Origin of the sequence: Xenophilus sp. Marseille-Q4582, assembly GCF_916700565.1 — a bacterium.
In the GTDB taxonomy this organism is placed as follows: Bacteria; Pseudomonadota; Gammaproteobacteria; order Burkholderiales; family Burkholderiaceae_C; genus Xenophilus.
Window position 1 is genome coordinate 460,226 of sequence record NZ_CAKAKO010000006.1, and the last position, 17,833, is coordinate 478,058.

The following is a 17,833-nucleotide window of genomic DNA, read 5'->3' on the forward strand; positions in this document are numbered from 1 at the left end:
CACTTGAATTTATCTGCACCGCCCCCAACTCGGATTCATGCAAGCAACTGACATGAGATCGTTGAGCCACGAAGCGCGGCATGAGCGCCGGGTTCAGGTCATCCGGCTACGCAAGGCCGGCAACACCTACGACAAGATCGCCGCGCTCACCGGCCTGAGTCGCACAGGCGTCTTCAACATCTGCAAACGCCATGAGGCGCTCGGTGCCAAGGCGCTGCACGACGCCATTGGCGGGCGCAAGCTCGGCGAAAACCGCTTGCTCGACCCCGCCCAGGAGGCCCTGGTGCGCAAGCTCATCGCCGACAAGACGCCCGATCAGCTCAAGATGCCCTACGCGCTGTGGACCCGCGCCGCTGTGGCCCAACTCATCGAACAGCGCTTTGGGCTGCGACTGCAAGTGCGCACCATGGGCAAGTACCTGGCGCGCTGGGGCTTCACGCCGCAAAAGCCGATGAAGAAGGCCTACGAGCAGTCACCGGCGGCGGTCAAGAAGTGGCTCGACGAGGACTACCCCGCCATTGCCGCGCGGGCCAAGGCCGAGGGAGCCGAAATTCACTGGGGCGACGAGAGTGGACTGCGCAGCGACGATGTACGCGGCCGTGGTTTTGCGCCCAAGGGCCAGACGCCGGTGGTGCGGGTCAACAACAAGCGCCACAGCCTGGCGGTCATCTCCACCGTGACCAACAAAGGGCAGATGCGCTGGCGCATCTTTGACGGGGCGCTCAACACCACAATCCTGATCGACTTCCTGCGCCGGCTGATCAAGGGACAGACCAAGAAGGTGTTCCTGATCCTGGACAACCTGCGGGTGCATCATGCCAAACCGGTCAAGGCCTGGCTGGCCGAGCATGCCGATGCCATCGAGGTGTTCTACCTACCGAGCTATAGCCCGGAGTTGAACCCGGATGAGATGGCCAATGCGGATATCAAGCAGGCGGTCACGAAGCTGGCACCGGCGCGAACGAAGCTGCAACTGGCCAAAGCCACAGCCAAGCACCTTCGCAGCGTGCAACGCCAGCCCGAGCGCATCCGCAAGTACTTCGAGCACGCCACGGTACGCTATGCGGCTTGAGTCAAGTTCATTGAGGCCGGATCAATAGTCCGCACAACAGTTGATTTGAACAATCGATTGTGGGACTTCCAGAATCGCGGCCAGATGCCCGCCGCATGTCCGGCACGGGCGCACCATCGACACGACGGAGACAAGCACCCCCATGAAGCACTCACCGACCCGCCGCCTGGCCCTGCACAGCGCCATCGCGGCCACCCTGATCGGCACCGTCGCCGCAGCCGCCGCCCAGCCGCTGGACGGCCCGCTGCGCGTGGTCGTCGGCTACGCGCCCGGCGGCGCCACGGACATGGTCGCGCGCTTCGTGGGCGACCGGCTGGCGCAGAAGCTCGGCGTGCCGGTGCTGGTCGACAACAAGCCCGGCGCGGGCGGCCGCCTGGCGGCGCAGCAGGTCAAGGCCGCACCGGCCGGGCAGAACGTGCTGATGGTCGCCAACCCGGCCGTGATGGTGGTGGCGCCGCTGGTCTTCAAGGACAACGGCTACGACCCCGAGAAGGACTTCCAGCCCGTCGCGCACGTCAACGACTACGACTTCGGCCTGGCCGTGAGCCCGCAGGTGCCGGCCAAGGACCTCAAGCAGCTCTTCGACTGGATGCGTGCCCACCCGGCCCAGGCCAACGTCGGCGTGCCGGCCACGGGCAGCCTGCCGCACTTCTTCGCGCTGATGCTGGGCCAGAAGGCCCAGGTGCCGACCGAGGTGGTGGGCTACAAGGGCTCGGCCTCGGTGATCACCGACCTGATCGGCGGCCAGGTGCCGATCGCCGTCGACACCTTCGACGTGCAGCTGCCGCAGTACCAGGCGGGCAAGATGCGCATCCTGGCGATGTCGGGCGTCAAGCGCTCGCCCTTCGCGCCCGACGTGCCGACTTTCAAGGAGGCCGGGCTGGACCTGGCCGCCTCGGGCTGGAACACCTTCTTCGCGCCGGCCTCGATGCCGCGCGAGAAGGTCGAGCGCCTGGCGCGCGAGATCCGCGAGGTGATGCAGGAGCCCGAAGTGCAGCGCCGCTTCACAGACAGCAAGCTGGTGCCGGTGGTCGCGACGCGCGAACAGACCGAAGCCATGCTCAAGGCCTACCGGGCGCAGTGGGCGCCGGTGGTCAAGACCTCGGGGTACAACCCATGAGCGCCAGGCCCAACATCCTCTTCATCGTCGCGGACGACCTGGGCTACGCCGACCTGGGCTGCTACGGTGGCCGCGAGGCGAACTTCGGCCCCGTCTCGCCGGTATTGGACCGGCTGGCGGCGCAGGGCGCGCTCTTCACGCAGGGCTACGCCAACTCGCCCGTGTGCTCGCCCACGCGCTTCGGCATGATCACCGGGCGCTACCAGTACCGCCTGCGCGGCGCGGCCGAAGAGCCGATCAACAGCAAGAGCCGCGGCAGCGACACCCTGGGCATGCCGCCCGAACACCCGACGCTGCCCTCGCTGCTCAAGGACGCGGGCTACCGCACCGCCCTCATCGGCAAGTGGCACCTGGGCCATCCGCCGCACTTCGGCCCGCTGCGCTCGGGCTATGAGGAGTTCTTCGGGCCGATGGCGGGCGGGGTGGACTACTTCACCCATTGCGACTCGCGCGGCACGCACGACCTGTACGACGGCACCGAGGCGTCTAAGGCCGAGGGCTACCTCACCGACCTGCTCTCGCGCCGCGCCGTGGACTACGTGGACCGCATGGCCCAGGGCGAAGATGCGGATCGGCCCTTCTTCCTCAGCCTGCACTACACCGCGCCCCACTGGCCCTGGGAGACGCGCGAGGACGCGGACCGCGCCCCGGCCGTGAAGGACAACCTCTTCGATCTGGCCGGCGGCAACATCCACGTCTACCGCCGCATGATCCACCACATGGACGAGGGCATCGGCTGGATCGTCGAGGCCTTGCGCAGGAACGGCCAGCTCGACCACACGCTGATCGTGTTCACCAGCGACAACGGCGGCGAACGCTTCTCGGACAACTGGCCGCTGGTGGGCGGCAAGATGGACCTGACCGAGGGCGGCATCCGCGTGCCGTGGATCGCGCACTGGCCGGCCGTGATCGCGCCGGGCACGCAGAGTCGCCAGTTGTGCATGACCATGGACTGGTCGGCCACGATGCTCGATGCCGCGGGCGTGGCGGCGCACCCGGACTACCCGCTCGACGGCGTGTCGCTGCTCGGCGTGCTGAAGCAACCGGGCCACACCTTTGCGCGCCCGCTGCACTGGCGCATGAACCACCGCGGCCAGCGCGCGCTGCGCGAGGGCGACTGGAAGTACCTGCGGGTGGACGGCCACGACTACCTCTTCAACCTCCCGGCCGACGAGCGCGAGCGCGCCAACCTGGCAGGCCGGCAGAGCGAGCGGCTGGCGCGCATGCGTGCGGACTGGGAGGCCTGGAATGCCGGCATGCCGCCCATTCCGGAAGAAGCCACGGTGAGCCTGGGCTACTCGGCTAAGGACATGCCCCAGCGCTGAGAAGCTGTAAACGAATCCGACATGGCCGCTCATCCCGCCCAAATGCACGCCCTCATCGTTGCAAATGCTTGCCATAGCCCGAGCTATGACTGCGCTTTGCGCCTCGATGGCGCACCTTTGGGTGGTCTGCTCGGCCACGCCGGATTCATCCGCACGTTCTGAGCCAGCGCTGCCACCGCCTTCAGCGTGCCATCCACTGCGCGAAAGTGATGCGGCCCTGCCTCGCGGCGCCTGCGGGCACCAGCGTCGCATCGTCCAGCGGCGCGCCGAAATACAGGGCATGCGGGTCGGCCACCACCCGCCGCCCATCCTGCTTCAGATCCAGGTAGCGCTGCACCAGCTCCGCCAGCCGAAAGCGTTCGGGGCCGGCGATTTCCACGCGGCCGTTGCGCGGCGCGCCCAGCGCCACCTCGGCCAGCATGGCGGCCACCTCATCGGAGCTGATCGGCTGGATGAAGGCGGGCGAGAGGCGAATCTCGTCGCCCGCGCCGGCGGATTGCGCGATGCCGCCCAGGAATTCCAGGAACTGCGTGGCCTGCACGAGGGTGTACGGCACACCGGCGGCTTCGATCAGGTCCTCCTGCGCCTGCTTGGCCCGGAAATAGCCGCTTTCCTGGAGCCGGCCGGTGCCCACCACCGACAGCGCCACATGGTGCCGCACCCCGGCCTGCGCTTCGGCCGCCAGCAGGTTGCGGCCCGAGGTGCGGAAGAAGTCCAGCACCGCAGCGTCTTCGAAGGACGGCGAGTTCGCCACGTCCACCACCACCTGCGCGCCGGCCAGTGCGGCCGCCAGGCCCTCGCCGGTGAGGGTGTTGACGCCGGTGTTCGGCGACGCCGCGAGCACCTCGTGACCGCGCTGCTGCAGAAGGGGAACCAGCTGCCGGCCGATCAGGCCCGTGCCACCAATGACGACGATCTTCATGAGAGCTCCTGCTGAAAAGAGGGGCGGCTCAGGCGAGCTGCGCCATGTCCAACCCGAAGGCCGGGTCTGCCGAGCCGGGCGCGGTGCGAAAGGCCACGCTCAGGCGGTTCCGGGCGTGGATGCCCATCAGTTTGCGGGTCAGGCTGAACTCGACCGGCTTCTTGAAAAAGCTCGGGGCCTGCTGCCCGGCGTTGAGACGTTGTTTCATGGGGATGTCCTCTGGAGTGAATCGGGAAGGTTTAAACGGTGTCCCTCCCAAGACGCGGCAGCGCAGCCCTCTGTGACGGCCGGACCAGGCCTTGTCGGCCAGGGCTTGCGCAAGACCTTTTTCGATATATCTTTTCTATTCCAGATATAAATCGATGCCATGACGTCCACGAAACTCTTTCCCCAGGACCCGACGATCGGCGCACGGCACGGCGGCGGCGGGGGGCACCGCATCTTCGGGCGCGGCGGCCTCAAGCTGGTGCTGCTGCGCTTGATCGCCGATGCGCCTCGCCACGGCTACGAGCTGATCAAGGCCATCGAGGAGCGCCTGGGGGGCCGCTACAGCCCCAGCCCGGGCGTGGTCTACCCCACGCTGACCTGGCTGGAAGAAGCTGGGCTGGTGATCGTGGACGCCCCCGACCACGGCGGGCGCAAGCGCTACCGCGTGACCCCGGCCGGGCTGGCCTTCCTGGCCGAACAACGACAGGCCGCCGATGAACTGATGGCCCGCATGCACGCGGGGGTGGACGGCGCGGGCCTGCGCGCCGGCCGGCCGCCGCAGGTGGCACGGGCCATCGAAAACCTCAAGCTCGCGATGCGCATGCGGCTCGCGCGCGAACCCCTCAGCGATGAACAGGCGCACGCGTTTGCGGCCGTGCTCGACCAAGCCGCGCAACACATCGAACGAATCTGATTCCATGACCGATCACACCCTGACCGCCTCCCCCGAACGCCGCGCGCAGCGCGTGCGCCACACCCTGCGCTTCCGGCGCCTGACCGTGCTGCGCACCGAGCATCCCACCCCGCACCTGATCCGCATCACGCTGGGCGGCCCGGAACTGGAAGGTTTCACCAGCCCCGGCTTCGACGACCACATGAAGCTGTTCTTTCCCGACCCGCAGACCGGCGCGCTGACACTGCCCACGGCCGGCCCCGACGGTCCGATTTGGCCCGAAGGCCCCAAGCCCATCGCGCGCGACTACACGCCGCACCATCACGACCCGGCGGCCGGCACGCTGCAGGTGGACTTCGCGCTGCACGAGGCCGGCCCCGCCACCGCCTGGGCACGCCAGGCCCGGCCCGGCGACCTGCTGGGCGTGGGCGGACCGCGCGGCTCCTTCATCGTGCCCACGAACTTCGACTGGCACCTGCTGATCGGCGACGACACCGCCCTGCCGGCCATCGCGCGCCGCCTGGCCGAGCTGCCGGCCGACGCCCGCGTGCTGGTGCTGGCCGAAGTGGACAGTGCGGCCGACCAGGTGCCGCTGCCCACGGCGGCGCGCGCCCAGGTCGTGTGGGTGCACCGCGACAGCAGCCCGGCCGAAGGCGAATTCCCGCTGCTGGCCGCGCTGCGCGGCACGCCCTTGCCCACCGGGGCCTTCCATGCCTGGATCGGCTGCGAATCGGCCGCGGCCAAGGCCCTGCGTGCGCATCTGGTGCACGACTGCCAGGCCAACCCGCAATGGATCCGTGCCTCGGGCTACTGGCGCCGCGGAGCCGCCGGCACGCACGACAGCCACGGCGACTGAAAGCGCGGCACCGCCCGGCGCCGGCCATGCGGCCGGGCGGCGATCGCGCAGCCATCCGGCCCGCCGTGCGCCACCGCCCGCGCCGATCGGCCATCCGGACGAATTGACGCTGCCTGCCGGTCGCCGCAGAATCGCGCCCCCTGTAGTTCTAATGACTACATGAGAACCGCGAAGTTCGCAGGGGATGGAAAGGCGGTTCTCGACCTGCAGGCTGACGATGCGCACCACGACCGACTTTGCCAACTGGCAGCATTGGATGCTCATCGCCCTCGTGGCGGTGGGCGCCCTGGCGCTGCTCTACCGCCTGGCCAGCAGCACGCACGCGCGCCGGCAGCAGAAGAAGCGCATCGTGGCCGCACGCGTGCGCTCCGGCCATGTGCCGCTGGACATTCCCACCACGCACGGCGACCTGGGCGACCCCACCACCAGCTGGGCGAACCTGGGCCATGAGGACGGCAAGCCGCGGGTGGTGGACGAGCACCCCACCCTGCGCATCCGCTACACCGACGCCTACGGCAAGCTGGCCGAGCGCGTGATCGAGGTGGAGCGCGTGGACCTGCACCGCCAGGCCATCGTGGCCAAGGGCAACAGCCTCTACGACCCGCGCATCTACCCGCTGGAGCGGATCGTGGAAGTGCGCAACCACCGCACCGGCAAAGCCTTCAACCTGGGCCAGTGGGTGGACGCCGTGCGCGTGGCGCGGCGCCACCGCGAATCGCACAGCGACCTGCAAGCGCTCGACAGCCGCCGCGCCTGATCCTGCGGAGTGAAAGACCGGGCGCTCCCGGCGGCCGACGCTCGGTGCCGCGGCGCCGGGCATGGCGGGCCGCAGGTCTTTCCCGCGGCCCGGCTTCCCGCATGCGTTCAGCCGCGTGCCGCCATCGCCTTCGTCACCTCGTTGGTGCCCTGCGCGGCGCCGCTTTGCGGCACCTGTTCGCCGTTGCGGTCGGTCACCTGGGCCAGCTGGGCCGCCAGCTGCTCGGGCGTATCCGGCGCCAGCCCCAGGTGCAGGCCCTGCGTGAGCGTGATGTGGGCCGCCTCGAAGGTGCCCGCGCCGGCGCACAGGATGGTGCGCGTGGGCGCGCTTTCGTGCGCCAGCACCAGCATGGCCGGCACCACGGCTTCGGGCTTGAGCGCAGCCAGCACTTCGGCCGGCATCAGCCCCTCGGTCATGCGCGTGGCGGCCGTGGGCGCCAGGCAGTTCACGTGGATGTTGTTCTTCGCGCCTTCCAGGCTCAGCGTCTGCATCAGCCCCACCAGCGCCAGCTTGGCGGCGCCGTAGTTGCTCTGGCCGAAGTTGCCGTACAGGCCCGAGGACGAGGTGGTCATCACGATGCGGCCGTACTTCTGCTCGTTCATGAGCGCCCACACGGCCTTGGTGCAGTTCACGGCACCCATCAGGTGCACGTCCACCACCAGCTGGAAGTCGGCCAGCTCCATCTTGGCGAAGCTCTTGTCGCGCAGGATGCCGGCGTTGTTGACCAGGATGTCGACGCGGCCCCAGGCATCCACGGCCTGCTGCACCATGGCCTGCACGGCCGCGAAGTCGGTGACCGAGGCGCCGTTGGCGATGGCTTCGCCGCCCGCGGCGCGGATCTCTTCCACCACCTGCTGCGCGGCCGTGAGCGAACCGCCCTGCCCGTCCACCGCGCCGCCCAGGTCGTTGACGACCACCTTGGCGCCGCGCGCGGCCAGGGCCAGTGCATGCTGGCGGCCCAGGCCGCCGCCCGCGCCGGTGACGATGGCCACGCGGCCCTTGAAATCGATGCTCATGCTGTGTCCGTAAGAATTGATCAGGCGCCCCGGAGGATACGCAGTTCCATGCCTTTCACGTACGGCTTCACGGCGCGGCGGTAGTCCTTCATGTGCGGCGCGGACCCGTGCGCGGCCAGGTGCTCGATGCTCTCCCACTGCTCGACCACGACCACGCGGTCCGCGCCCATGGCGGTCTGGCCCGGGATGGCGGGCTCGAAGTCCACCGTCGGCACGTAGGCGATGCAGCCGGCCTCGGCCTTCACGGTGGGCACGAGCTTGTTGAACTCGGCGAGGAAGGCTTCGCGGGTGCCGGGGTTGAGGTCCACGGTGGCGACGACATGGATCATGGCGGAAGGTCTCCTGAACGTGTGAAAACGGCCAGTGTTCCACGAGCGCGCCGGCGCGCCTGTCCGGTGGCGGACAAGGGCCCGCCGCCCGCCGCGCCCGGCGCTCAGATCGCCAGCAGCGCCTCGCCGCGCAACGGCCGCAGGCCCAGGCGGTCCGGCGACACGTATTGCTCGCGGTACTGCTCGAAAGGCATCGTGTCCGCGGCCTCGATGCGCGCCTGCGCCGCCACCGATTCGGCGCTGCGCGCCTCCCAGTCCTGCTGCTGCGCCTGGCTCCAGGGCAGCGCCAGCAGCTCGTCGCGCGCGGCCTTCGAGCGCTCGCGCGTGAAGTCGATGAAGCTGTGGCCGTGGCGCTCGGCCATGGCGGCCAGCACGCGCGCCGACGGCAGCGTCTGGGGCGCGGCCAGTGCCGCCTGGGCGGCGGCCACGGCCTCCTGGTGCGCATGCCCGCCATGGGCCGCGTCCAGCGCCGCGGCAATGGGCTCGCATTCGGCCAGGATCTGCGCGCCCCACGCCACCAGCGGCACGGCCTGGCCGTGGCGGTGCAGGTGCAGTCCGGGTTCGCGGCCGCGCGCGGCCGTGAGGTGCTGGTTGTGGCCGATCTCCGCGATCTCCTCGCGCGAATCGGGCGGGCTGTCGGCCAGCAGGCAATGCAGCAGGAACACGTCCAGCCAGCGCATGGTCTGCGCCTGGATGCCGACGGCCGAGAACGGGTCCAGGTCCAGCAGCCGCACTTCCACGTACTCCACGCCGCGTTCGCGCAGCGCATGCAGGGGGCGCTCGCCCGGGAAGATCACGCGCTTGGGGCGGATGGTGCCGTAGAACTCGTTCTCGATCTGCAGCAGCGTGGTGGCCAGCTGGTTGTACTCGCCGCCCAGGTTGCGCACGCCGATGGCTTCATAGGCCGGATAGGGCCGTGTGAGCGCGTCGGCCAACGAAGCGCCGTAGCCGTCCAGGCTGTTGTAGCTCACGGCCAGCGACGCCTGCGCCTCGCTCTGGTAGCCCAGGCGGCCCATGCGCAGCGAGGTGCCGTGCGGCATGTGCATGGTGTACTCGCCGATGGGCTGCAGCTCGTGCGGGCGGCCTTCGACAAAGCTCGCGCACACGGCCGGCGAGGCGCCGAACAGCACCAGCGGCAGGAAGGCATGGCGGCGGAAGTTGCGGATCAGCGCGAAGTACTCTTCGCTCGTCACCTCCGGCAGCGACCAGTTGTAGTGCACGCCCGAGATGGTCTGCATGCGCCGGCCATAGCGGTGCGACAGGCCCATGCGGTACACGCTCTTGGCGCGGCCCACGTTGGAGGTGCCATAGCGCCCCAGCGGGATGGTTTCGTCCGAGGGCAGGCCGCAGGGCATGCTGGCCAGCCACATCGATTCATCGCCTGCCGCAGCCAGCGTGCGGTAGGTGAACTGGTGCACCTCGCGCAACTCGGCCAGACAGGCCTCGACGTCGGCATGCACGCCCGTGATCAGCTCCAGCTGCGACTCGCTGAAGTCGGTCGTGATGTTCGGATGCGTGAGCGCGCTGCCCAGCGCCGCCGGATGCGGCGTGAGGGCCAGCTTGCCGTCGGGCTGCGAGCGCAGGCTTTCGCGCTCGATGCCCCGGCGCATGCCCAGCATCCGCGACGCCGGCAGGGCCTTCAGCCGTTCTTGCAATGTGCTCATGCTTCGAATCTCTTTGCTCTGGGGTGGGGGCGCACGGTAACACCACCGGCGCCGCTCTGCTTGCGCCGGGGCGCCACCTGCGCAGCCGCATCCGACGCTCCTATTTTCAAAGCAATGGCGGCGCTCCGGCAGCCGCATTCCTCGGTTCCAACCCGCCATTTCCCTTACGCCGGCAGGTCGCCGGGCCGCACGCTAGGCGCGGCGGGGCATGCGCGCGACCGGCTGGATGCGGTGCCGGGCGCCGGGCGCACGCGCGCCGCGCCTCAACCGAGCACCCGTGCCAGGAAGCGGCCCAGGTCGGCGATCTCCTGCGGGCAGACGCTGTGGCCCATGGGGTAGCTGTGCCATTCCACGGGCTGGCCCAGCGCCTGCAGCGCCTCGCGCGTGGCGTCGGCGCGCGACGGCACCACCACCGCGTCTTCGCTTCCATGCGCCAGGAAGACCGGGGTCTGCGCGTTGGCCGGATGGCGCTCGGCCGCCGTGCTGGCCGCCAATGGCAAGTAGCCCGAGAGGCCGACGATGCCCGCCAGCCGCTCCTCATGCCGCAGGCCGGTCAGCAGTGCCATGGCGCAGCCCTGCGAGAAACCCGCCAGCACGATGCGGTTCGCGGCCAGGCCGCGCGCTTTCTCGCGCGCGATCAGCGCCTCGACCTGGAGGCGCGAGGCGCGCAGGCCGGCCTCGTCCTCGGGCCGGCCGGGTCCCAGGATGTCGTACCAGGCCGGCATCACGTACCCGCCGTTGACGGTCACGGGCCGCTGCGGCGCATGGGGGAACACGAAGCGCACGCCGCCGGCGGCCGCCAGCACGGGCGCCAGCTCGGGAACGAGGGGGGCGAAGTCACCGCCGTCAGCCCCCAGGCCGTGCATGAGGAGAACGGCCGCGCGTGGATGCGGGCCGGTTTCGAATTCGAGGGCAGGAAGCAGGGACATGGGAGGACTGCAGGAAGCGAGGGGCGACGCAGCGATGGCTCAGCGGCCGGCCAGCGCGCGGCATTGCGCGCGGTGGCGTTCGAAGCCGCTCGCCAGGTGGGGCGTGCATTCGGAGGCCTGGGGCGTGAGCTGGCACAGCCCCACCACCACCAGGTCGGAAACCGCCTGCGTGCAGGCCTCGTAGGGCGCCAGCGCCGCATTGGCCCGCGTCTTGAAGCCCCAGCGCTCGGCCAGGTCCACGGTGCGGGCCATGGCGCCCTCGAAATAGCTGCGGTCCCGCGCGGCCACGGCCGCGCTCATGGCCGGCCATTCCGTTTCGACGAAACGCGATGCCTCCGCAGGAAAGGCGGCCGGGTCGGCCTGGGCCGATGCGGACGACACGGCCAGGGCCATCCAAGCGCCGGCAAGGGCCGGACCCGGACGGAAGCGGAAGGTGCGGAAAGCGGGCATGCGACGGAGGGACGGGCGGCGGGAATCGGAAGGAGGCAGCAAGCGGTGCGACAAGCCGGAAGCAGGCACAGCCGCAGGGCTGCTGGCCCCGATTGGAGCGCAAAACGGCCCCGGAACCGGGGCGTGTGCGCAAAAAAACCGCCCCCGCGCTCCGGCGCGGCCGTAAAGGCGCTCCATCTGTGGCCCAATACGGGGTTTCGCTTTCTTTTCCACCCACTTCAAGGAGACCCGTCATGGGCAACAAGATCGTCACCGAAGCAGACCGCAAAGCCACCAAGCCCCTGCCGGGCGCCACCGTCGCCCGTCAGGGCGTCGGCCAGAAGCGCAGCCTGGAGCGCGGCACCGCCACGCGCAGCAAGAAGAACCCCGGCAAGCGCGCCCACCAGGGTTGATGCCGGCCCGGCAGTGCCTGCCGCTGCCGGACCTGCCGAGGCGCCCGCGAGGCGCCTTTTCTTCTTGGCCGAGATGCTTGCGAGACGCGAATGAAGAACGACCAGATGCTGCTGCGTGGCATGGCCTGCGCCCTGATCGGCGTGGCGGTGCTGCTGGGGCCCCACGTGATGCGCTCGCCCGGCTGGCGCGAGATGGTGGCCGGCGCGCAGACCGTGGGCTGGTTCGCGCTGGTGCTGGGGGTGGCGCTGATGGGGGTCGCGCTGGTGCGCCGGATGAAGGCGCGCAAGTGAGCCGGGACGGGCCGGCGCTGCGCCCGGCCCTGCCCGTCAATGCGCGGCGGCGCCCTTGTGGCCGCGCAGGCGCTTGAACAGTTCCACCACGCCCACCACCACCGCGCCCGCGATGATGCCGACCCCGAGGTTGGCACCCATCGTGCCCAGCGGGCCGACCACGCCGCCCGCCACGCGGGCCCAGTCTTCCAGTGCATGGCCCACGGCCGGCACGCCATGCACCAGGATGCCGCCGCCGACCAGGAACATGGCCGCGGTGCCCACCACCGACAGCGCCTTCATGAGCCAGGGCGCGAAGGCCAGGATGCCGCGGCCCAGGGCGCGGGCGCCGCTGCCTTCACGCTGGCTCAGGTACAGGCCCGCGTCGTCCAGCTTCACGATGCCGGCCACCAGGCCGTAGACGCCGATCGTCATGGCCACCGAAATGGCCGCCAGCACGCCCAGCTGCGTGGCGAAGGGCTGGCCCGTCACGGCGCCCAGCGAGATCACGATGATTTCGGCCGAGAGGATGAAGTCGGTGCGGATGGCGCCCTTGACCTTTTCCTTTTCCATCGCCACCACGTCGATGGCCGGGTCGGCCACGGCCTGCGCATGGCGCACCGTGTCCGCTTGCGCTTCCTCCTTGTGCAGGAACTTGTGCAGCAGCTTTTCCACCCCTTCGAAGCACAGGAAGGCGCCGCCGACCATGAGCAGCGGCGTGATGAGCCAGGGCAGGAACGCGGCGATGGCCAGGGCGGCGGGGACCAGGATGGCCTTGTTCAGCGCCGAGCCCTTGGCGACCGCCCACACCACGGGCAGCTCGCGGTCGGCCTTCACGCCCGTGACCTGCTGCGCGTTGAGCGCCAGGTCGTCGCCGAGCACGCCGGCCGTCTTCTTGGCCGCCACCTTGGTGAGCACGGACACGTCGTCCAGCACGGTGGCGATGTCGTCGAGCAGCAGCAGCAGGCTGGTGGCCATGGTTTCCCTCTGAGTGTGTAGTCAGGAAGCGGCGGATGGTAGCGGCGCGCGGGGACGCGGCCCTGTCGGAAGGCGCGCCTTGAAGCCGCCGCCCCGCCTTCTCAGCCCAGCGAGCGCTTGGCGCGCACCTCTTCGATGCGCACGGCGCCCCAGGGCGTGGTGCGCGCGGTCTTCAGGTCGCGCTTGAAGCCGGCCTGGTGCTCGAAAAAGCGCAGCGCGCGCTCGTTGCGCAGCGGAATCCATGCCGACACCGTGGTGCAGCCCTCCTCTTCCAGGCCCTCCTCGGCGGCTTCCCACAGCTGCAGGGCCACGCCCTTGCCCCAGTGGTCGGGGTGCACGTACAGCGACCAGATCTCGCCGTCGGTGGGCTTGGTCTTGGGGTCGCGCGAGCGGTCGAAGCCCACGAAGCCGACCACCGTGTCGCCCTGCACGGCCACATGCACCTGCGGCTCGGCGAACTCGATGGCCTGGCGCCATTTCGCTTCGCGCGTGGCCGGTGCCAGCGCGTCCAGTTGCTCATCGGGCACGATGCCCCGGTAAGCGGCACGCACAGCGGCGGCATGGAGGTCGGCGATGGCCTTGGCGTCGCGCAGTTCGGCGGGAAGAACTTCGTAGGGGGACATGCGGGAATGCAGACAGGAAAAAAGACAATGCAGGAATGCAAGAGCGCGCCATTGTCGCCGGACCGCCAACGCCCGAGGCGGCGGCCGGCCCCGATCCGCACCCCGTCCCGACCGCCCACAGCGTGCGGGTGCAGCCGCTGGGCCGGCGCTTTGCCGCGGCGCCCGGCCAGTCGCTGCTGCGCGCGGCCGAAGACGCGGGCATCGAGCTGCCCAGCTCCTGCCGCAACGGCACCTGCCGCACCTGCCTGTGCCGCGCCGTCCAGGGCCAGGCGCGGCACCTGATCGACTGGCCCGGTGTTTCGGCCGAGGAAAAGGCCGAGGGCTGGCTGCTGCCCTGCGTGGCCGAAGCCTGCAGCGACCTGGTGCTGGACGCGCCATCGGCATTCGCCCTGTTCGACGAATGAGCCGAAATGGCAGATGCTGCGGGCATGGCCCCCCTTCCGCCCGAGCCTGCGCACCCTGCCCGCGAAGCCGTTCACCCGCCCGCAGGGGGCTGGGCGCCCGGCGGCATCGACGTCGCACAGACCGGGCCAGGCGCCCTGGCCGCGGTGCGGCAGGTGCTGGACCAGGCCTTCCAGGGCCATGCCCGGGCCGCGCAGCTGGATCTGCGCAGCACCCCCCGCGGCGTGCAGGTGCGCTGGCCGCTGTCGGTGCAACAGGCGCTGGCGCCCGGCCATGACACCCTGGGCCTGGGCGAGCGGCTGGGGCTGCCCGCCGCCCGCCCGGGCCAGGAGGCCGGCGATGCGCCCGAGACCGCCGCCGCGCTGCTGCTCGGCCCGCAGTGGCAGCTCTTCCCGAGCGCGGCCGAGCTGGCCAGCGCGCTGCGCATCCGCGCCAACGTCGCGCGCGCCGCGGCCCGCACCATGCTCGACTTCCACACCGAGGCCGTGGAGCGGCCCTGGGCCTTCTGGAAACATGACGAGGCGCACGGCTTCCACATCCGCGAAGGCGTGTCGCTCGTCGACGCCCTGCGCCAGGCCACCCAGCCCGAAGTGAGTGGCGGGCGCTACGCCTTCAGCTGCTACCGCGCCACCGAATACGTGCTGCTGCTGGGCCTGGCCGAAGAGCTGCGGCAGGCCAATCCGCCGCTGTATGCCGCGCTCGAGGCGCTGTGGCAGCGCCGCGCCATCGTCTCGGCCGAGTTCCACGAGGTCTTCCTGCGCGAGACCGGCAGCCCCGAGGCGCCGCTGCCGCCGCGCTACTACGTGCCCGGCGACCGCGTGTGGTTCCGCAACCCCGACGAGGCCTCGGCCGACGCGGCCGGTTTCGAGGGCTCCTGGGTGATCTACCTGGGCGGCGGCCATTTCTGCAACTTCTGGCAGAAGGACCGGCCCTTCGACTTCGAGGCCAAGTGCCTGGAGGTCTACCACTGGCGCGACGGCCTGTGGCATGACGCCGAAGGCGAGGCGCAGATCGACGAGGCGCGCGTGGCCGAGGCCGTGGCGCGCACCCGCGAGGACCCGGCGGGAATGCAGCGCATCCTGGCGCGCATGCAGCGCTATCGCGACCCGCGCGGGGTGTATGCCGACGGCGGCTGCGTCGACAGCACGCGCGAACAGCTGCGCTGGGTGTGCCCCGGCACGGCCGACCTGCGATTGCCGCCCGGCTGAGCCCCGGCGCGCCGGCCCGCCCCGCTCAAGCGCCGGAAGGCGGCGAGGACATCCGGTCGCGCCGCGCCAGCGCCGGAAAGACGCGGAACCAAGCCAGCGCCACCAGCACCGCGCCCACGCCGCCCAGCACGACCGACCCCACCGGTCCCATCAGCGCGGCCGTGGCGCCCGAGCGGAACTCGCCCAGCTGGTTGCTCGCGCCGATGAAGATGCCGTTCACCGCACTCACGCGCCCGCGCATGGCGTCGGGCGTTTCCAGTTGCACCAGCGTCTGGCGGATGACCACGTTGACCATGTCGGCCGCGCCCGAGAGGGCCAGCGCCACCAGCGACAGCCAGAAGCTCGTGGACAGCCCGAACACCACCATGCACAGGCCGAACACCGCCACGGCGACGAGCAGCGTGCGGCCCACGTGCCGCTCCACGGGCGCGCGCGTGAGCCAGATCGACATCGCCAGCGCGCCCGCGGCCGGCGCGGCGCGCAGCAGGCCCAGGCCCCAGGCGCCCGTGTGCAGGATGTCCTTGGCATAAATGGGCAGCAGCGCCACCGCGCCGCCCAGCAGCACCGCGAACAGATCGAGCGACACGGCGCCCAGCACCGGCTTGCGCAGCCAGATGAAACGCACCCCGGCCAGCAGCGTGGCGGCCGTGACGGGCTCGCGCGCAGGCGGCTGGTGCGCATAGCGCAGCAGCGCCGACAGCACGCAGGCCAGCACGAACAGGCCCAGGCTCACGCCATAGACCGTCTCCATGCCGGCCACGAACAGCAAGCCGCCCAGCGCCGGCCCGCCGATCACGGCCGCCTGCTGCCCGGCCGAGCTGAAGGCCATGGCGCGCGGCAGCATGACGGGTGGCACCAGCAGCGGCGTGAGCGACTGCTGCGCCGGCATCTGGAAGGCCCGCACCGCGCCCAGCACCAGCGACAGGCCCAGCAGCAGGCCGCGCGAATCCGCACCACCGGCCTGCGCCGCCAGCAGCGCCAGCGCGACCGCGCCCTGCACCGCCAGGCAGGCGGCCAGGATGCGGCCGCGGTGGTAGCGGTCCACCACGTGGCCCGCATACAGCGCCAGCAACAGCGCGGGCGCGAACTGGTACAGGCCGACCAGGCCCAGGTCCCAGGCCGAGCCCGTGAGCGCGTACATGTGCCAGCCCACCGCCACCATCAGCATCTGCTGCGCGGCCGTGCCCGCCAGGCGCGCGGCCCACAGCCGCATGAAGGCCTGCTGCCGCCGCAGGTCGGCGAAGCTGTGGGAGGGCGAGGGGTCGGGAGTCATGGGAAGGCGCGGCGCGCTGCGGTGCAAGGGATGGCCGGTCCGGGGGTGCGCCTGGCGGGCAGGCCAAGCGCGGCGCCCCCAGGGCGGATCGGCGCGGCAGCGGGGCCGCCAGCATAGCGAGCCCCGCCGCAAAGCGCTGGCGCGGGTCTTTCTACACTGGCGGCCGTGACCCCCCTTGCCGCCCCCGCCACGTCGCCCGACGCCCTCACGCTGCTGCACGAAGACGCCCACCTGCTGGTGCTGGACAAGCCCGCGGGCCTGCTGTGCGTGCCCGGCCGCGGGGCAGACAAGCAGGACTGCCTGAGCGCGCGCGTGCAGCGCCGCTGGCCCGAGGCGCGGGTGGTGCACCGGCTGGACATGGGCACCAGCGGCCTGGTGCTGATGGCGCGCGACGCGGCCACGCAGCGCGCACTGGGCGATGCCTTCGCCGCGCGGCAGGTGTGGAAGCGCTACGAGGCCCTGGTCGACGGCCGCGCCGACGAGGCGCACTGGCAGACCATCGACGCGCCCATGATGGCCGACTGGCCGCGGCGGCCGCTGCAGAAGATCGATGCGGCCGGCAAGCCCAGCCTCACGCGCTGGCGCACGCTGGAGGTGCGGGAGGGGGCGCCCGGCGAAGCCTGCGCCAGCCGCCTGTTGCTGGAGCCGCACACCGGCCGCTCGCACCAGTTGCGCCTGCACCTGGCCTTCATCGGCCACCCGATCCTCGGCGACGCGCTGTACGGCGATGCGCGCGTGCAGGCCCGCGCGCCGCGCCTGATGCTGCATGCCACCGTGCTGCAGCTGCGCCACCCGGCCACCGGGGCGGCGCTGCGCGTCGAAAGCCCGGCGCCGTTCTGAGCCGCGCCCGGGTCGCGTCCGTGTCCGGCGCTCAGCCCTCGGCCTTGACCACCAGCACCGGCATTGGCGCTTCCTGCAGCACGCGCTGGGTCACGCTGCCCAGCAGCAGCTTCTCGATGCCCGAGCGGCCGTGCGAGCCCATGACGATCAGATCGGCATTCAGCGCCACGGCGGTGTCCACGATGCCTTCATGGACCACGTGGCCGTCGATCACGCGCTGGTCGCTGTGCAGGCCTTCGGCCGCCAGGGCCGCCACGCCGCGCGCCAGCGCGGCATTGGCGCTCGACGTGGCGGCGGCCAGGTATTCGTTCTGGCCCAGGGCGTAATCGGCCCCCACGCCGATGAAGGGATAGTTGTCGATCACGTGGATCAGCGTGATGCGGCTGCCGAAGGCCAGCGCGAGACCGCTGGCCTTGCTCACGGCCAGCATCGAAGTTTCGGAACCGTCGACGGGGACGAGGATGTGATTGAACATGGACGTACCTCTCTCTGGTCTGGAATTCCTGCGCACTTTACCCTGAGCCTTC

General features: G+C 70.8%; 22 protein-coding genes. 11 read left to right on the forward strand and 11 right to left on the reverse strand.

Annotated features, from left to right (window positions below):
* Window positions 1-37 precede the first annotated feature (37 nt).
* The 3 genes from LG388_RS22355 to LG388_RS22365 all read left to right on the forward strand — a co-directional run bounded on the left by LG388_RS22355 (window position 38) and on the right by LG388_RS22365 (window position 3,517).
* A complete protein-coding gene (locus LG388_RS22355) occupies window positions 38-1,072 on the forward strand; it encodes an IS630 family transposase (RefSeq protein WP_225784766.1) in 1,035 nt (344 codons plus the stop codon).
* 142 nt (window positions 1,073-1,214) lie between these two features.
* Complete coding sequence (locus LG388_RS22360) at window positions 1,215-2,192, forward strand: Bug family tripartite tricarboxylate transporter substrate binding protein (RefSeq protein WP_225784767.1); 978 nt, start codon at window positions 1,215-1,217, stop codon at window positions 2,190-2,192.
* Entirely contained in the window at window positions 2,189-3,517 is a 1,329-nt protein-coding gene (locus tag LG388_RS22365; protein WP_225784768.1) for a sulfatase, read from the forward strand. Before LG388_RS22360 ends, LG388_RS22365 begins: the two co-directional genes overlap by 4 nt.
* A 181-nt stretch (window positions 3,518-3,698) precedes the next feature.
* Here the strand turns inward: LG388_RS22365 and LG388_RS22370 are convergent, their stop codons facing one another.
* Window positions 3,699-4,439, reverse strand: coding sequence for an SDR family oxidoreductase (locus tag LG388_RS22370; RefSeq protein ID WP_225784769.1), 741 nt, complete (start codon window positions 4,437-4,439; stop codon window positions 3,699-3,701).
* Window positions 4,440-4,467: 28 nt separating this feature from the next.
* Window positions 4,468-4,647: a hypothetical protein gene (locus LG388_RS26875; protein ID WP_370630223.1), complete on the reverse strand. Its 180-nt coding sequence runs from the start codon at window positions 4,645-4,647 to the stop codon at window positions 4,468-4,470.
* Between the two features lie 159 nt (window positions 4,648-4,806).
* On the opposite strand from LG388_RS26875, the gene LG388_RS22380 reads away from it, so the two are divergent.
* The 3 genes from LG388_RS22380 to LG388_RS22390 all read left to right on the forward strand — a co-directional run bounded on the left by LG388_RS22380 (window position 4,807) and on the right by LG388_RS22390 (window position 6,932).
* A complete protein-coding gene (locus LG388_RS22380) occupies window positions 4,807-5,340 on the forward strand; it encodes a PadR family transcriptional regulator (protein ID WP_225784770.1) in 534 nt (177 codons plus the stop codon).
* Between the two features lie 4 nt (window positions 5,341-5,344).
* Window positions 5,345-6,175 carry a siderophore-interacting protein gene (locus LG388_RS22385; protein ID WP_225784771.1) on the forward strand — a complete coding sequence of 277 codons (831 nt, stop codon included), beginning with the start codon at window positions 5,345-5,347 and terminating at the stop codon, window positions 6,173-6,175.
* A gap of 217 nt (window positions 6,176-6,392) precedes the next feature.
* Complete coding sequence (locus tag LG388_RS22390) at window positions 6,393-6,932, forward strand: hypothetical protein (RefSeq protein WP_225784772.1); 540 nt, start codon at window positions 6,393-6,395, stop codon at window positions 6,930-6,932.
* Between the two features lie 107 nt (window positions 6,933-7,039).
* On the opposite strand, the gene LG388_RS22395 is transcribed toward LG388_RS22390, so the two are convergent.
* The 5 genes from LG388_RS22395 to LG388_RS22415 form a co-directional block, all read right to left on the reverse strand.
* A complete protein-coding gene (locus LG388_RS22395; RefSeq protein ID WP_225784773.1) occupies window positions 7,040-7,948 on the reverse strand; it encodes an SDR family oxidoreductase in 909 nt (302 codons plus the stop codon).
* A 20-nt stretch (window positions 7,949-7,968) separates the two neighbouring features.
* Complete coding sequence (locus tag LG388_RS22400) at window positions 7,969-8,277, reverse strand: putative quinol monooxygenase (RefSeq protein WP_225784774.1); 309 nt, start codon at window positions 8,275-8,277, stop codon at window positions 7,969-7,971.
* Window positions 8,278-8,381: 104 nt separating this feature from the next.
* Window positions 8,382-9,941: a glutamate--cysteine ligase gene (gene gshA / locus LG388_RS22405; protein ID WP_225784775.1), complete on the reverse strand. Its 1,560-nt coding sequence runs from the start codon at window positions 9,939-9,941 to the stop codon at window positions 8,382-8,384.
* A 263-nt stretch (window positions 9,942-10,204) separates the two neighbouring features.
* On the reverse strand, window positions 10,205-10,870 hold the full coding sequence (locus LG388_RS22410) for an alpha/beta hydrolase (RefSeq protein WP_225784776.1): 666 nt from the start codon (window positions 10,868-10,870) through the stop codon (window positions 10,205-10,207).
* A gap of 39 nt (window positions 10,871-10,909) precedes the next feature.
* Entirely contained in the window at window positions 10,910-11,263 is a 354-nt protein-coding gene (locus LG388_RS22415) for a hypothetical protein (RefSeq protein ID WP_225784777.1), read from the reverse strand.
* A gap of 290 nt (window positions 11,264-11,553) precedes the next feature.
* On the opposite strand from LG388_RS22415, the gene LG388_RS22420 reads away from it, so the two are divergent.
* Together LG388_RS22420 and LG388_RS22425 are read left to right on the forward strand one after the other, a co-directional pair.
* Window positions 11,554-11,712 (forward strand): hypothetical protein, encoded by a 159-nt coding sequence (locus tag LG388_RS22420; protein WP_225784778.1) that lies wholly within the window; start codon window positions 11,554-11,556, stop codon window positions 11,710-11,712.
* A 90-nt stretch (window positions 11,713-11,802) separates the two neighbouring features.
* Entirely contained in the window at window positions 11,803-12,003 is a 201-nt protein-coding gene (locus tag LG388_RS22425; protein ID WP_225784779.1) for a hypothetical protein, read from the forward strand.
* A 36-nt stretch (window positions 12,004-12,039) separates the two neighbouring features.
* Here the strand turns inward: LG388_RS22425 and LG388_RS22430 are convergent, their stop codons facing one another.
* On the reverse strand, window positions 12,040-12,960 hold the full coding sequence (locus tag LG388_RS22430) for a DUF808 domain-containing protein (protein WP_225784780.1): 921 nt from the start codon (window positions 12,958-12,960) through the stop codon (window positions 12,040-12,042).
* Window positions 12,961-13,061: 101 nt separating this feature from the next.
* The gene (locus LG388_RS22435) at window positions 13,062-13,583 is read right to left on the reverse strand and encodes a GNAT family N-acetyltransferase (RefSeq protein ID WP_225784781.1); all 522 of its coding nucleotides are present in this window, start codon (window positions 13,581-13,583) and stop codon (window positions 13,062-13,064) included.
* A 122-nt stretch (window positions 13,584-13,705) separates the two neighbouring features.
* On the opposite strand from LG388_RS22435, the gene LG388_RS22440 reads away from it, so the two are divergent.
* The gene (locus LG388_RS22440; protein WP_225785172.1) at window positions 13,706-13,987 is read left to right on the forward strand and encodes a 2Fe-2S iron-sulfur cluster-binding protein; all 282 of its coding nucleotides are present in this window, start codon (window positions 13,706-13,708) and stop codon (window positions 13,985-13,987) included.
* A gap of 24 nt (window positions 13,988-14,011) precedes the next feature.
* Complete coding sequence (locus tag LG388_RS22445) at window positions 14,012-15,193, forward strand: hypothetical protein (RefSeq protein WP_225784782.1); 1,182 nt, start codon at window positions 14,012-14,014, stop codon at window positions 15,191-15,193.
* A 25-nt stretch (window positions 15,194-15,218) separates the two neighbouring features.
* Here LG388_RS22445 and LG388_RS22450 read toward each other — a convergent pair whose 3' ends face one another.
* Window positions 15,219-16,466, reverse strand: coding sequence for an MFS transporter (locus LG388_RS22450; protein ID WP_225784783.1), 1,248 nt, complete (start codon window positions 16,464-16,466; stop codon window positions 15,219-15,221).
* Between the two features lie 165 nt (window positions 16,467-16,631).
* Between LG388_RS22450 and LG388_RS22455 the strand changes: the two genes are divergently transcribed.
* Window positions 16,632-17,306 (forward strand): RluA family pseudouridine synthase, encoded by a 675-nt coding sequence (locus LG388_RS22455; RefSeq protein ID WP_225784784.1) that lies wholly within the window; start codon window positions 16,632-16,634, stop codon window positions 17,304-17,306.
* Window positions 17,307-17,337: 31 nt separating this feature from the next.
* On the opposite strand, the gene LG388_RS22460 is transcribed toward LG388_RS22455, so the two are convergent.
* Entirely contained in the window at window positions 17,338-17,781 is a 444-nt protein-coding gene (locus LG388_RS22460; RefSeq protein WP_225784785.1) for a universal stress protein, read from the reverse strand.
* Window positions 17,782-17,833 lie beyond the last annotated feature (52 nt).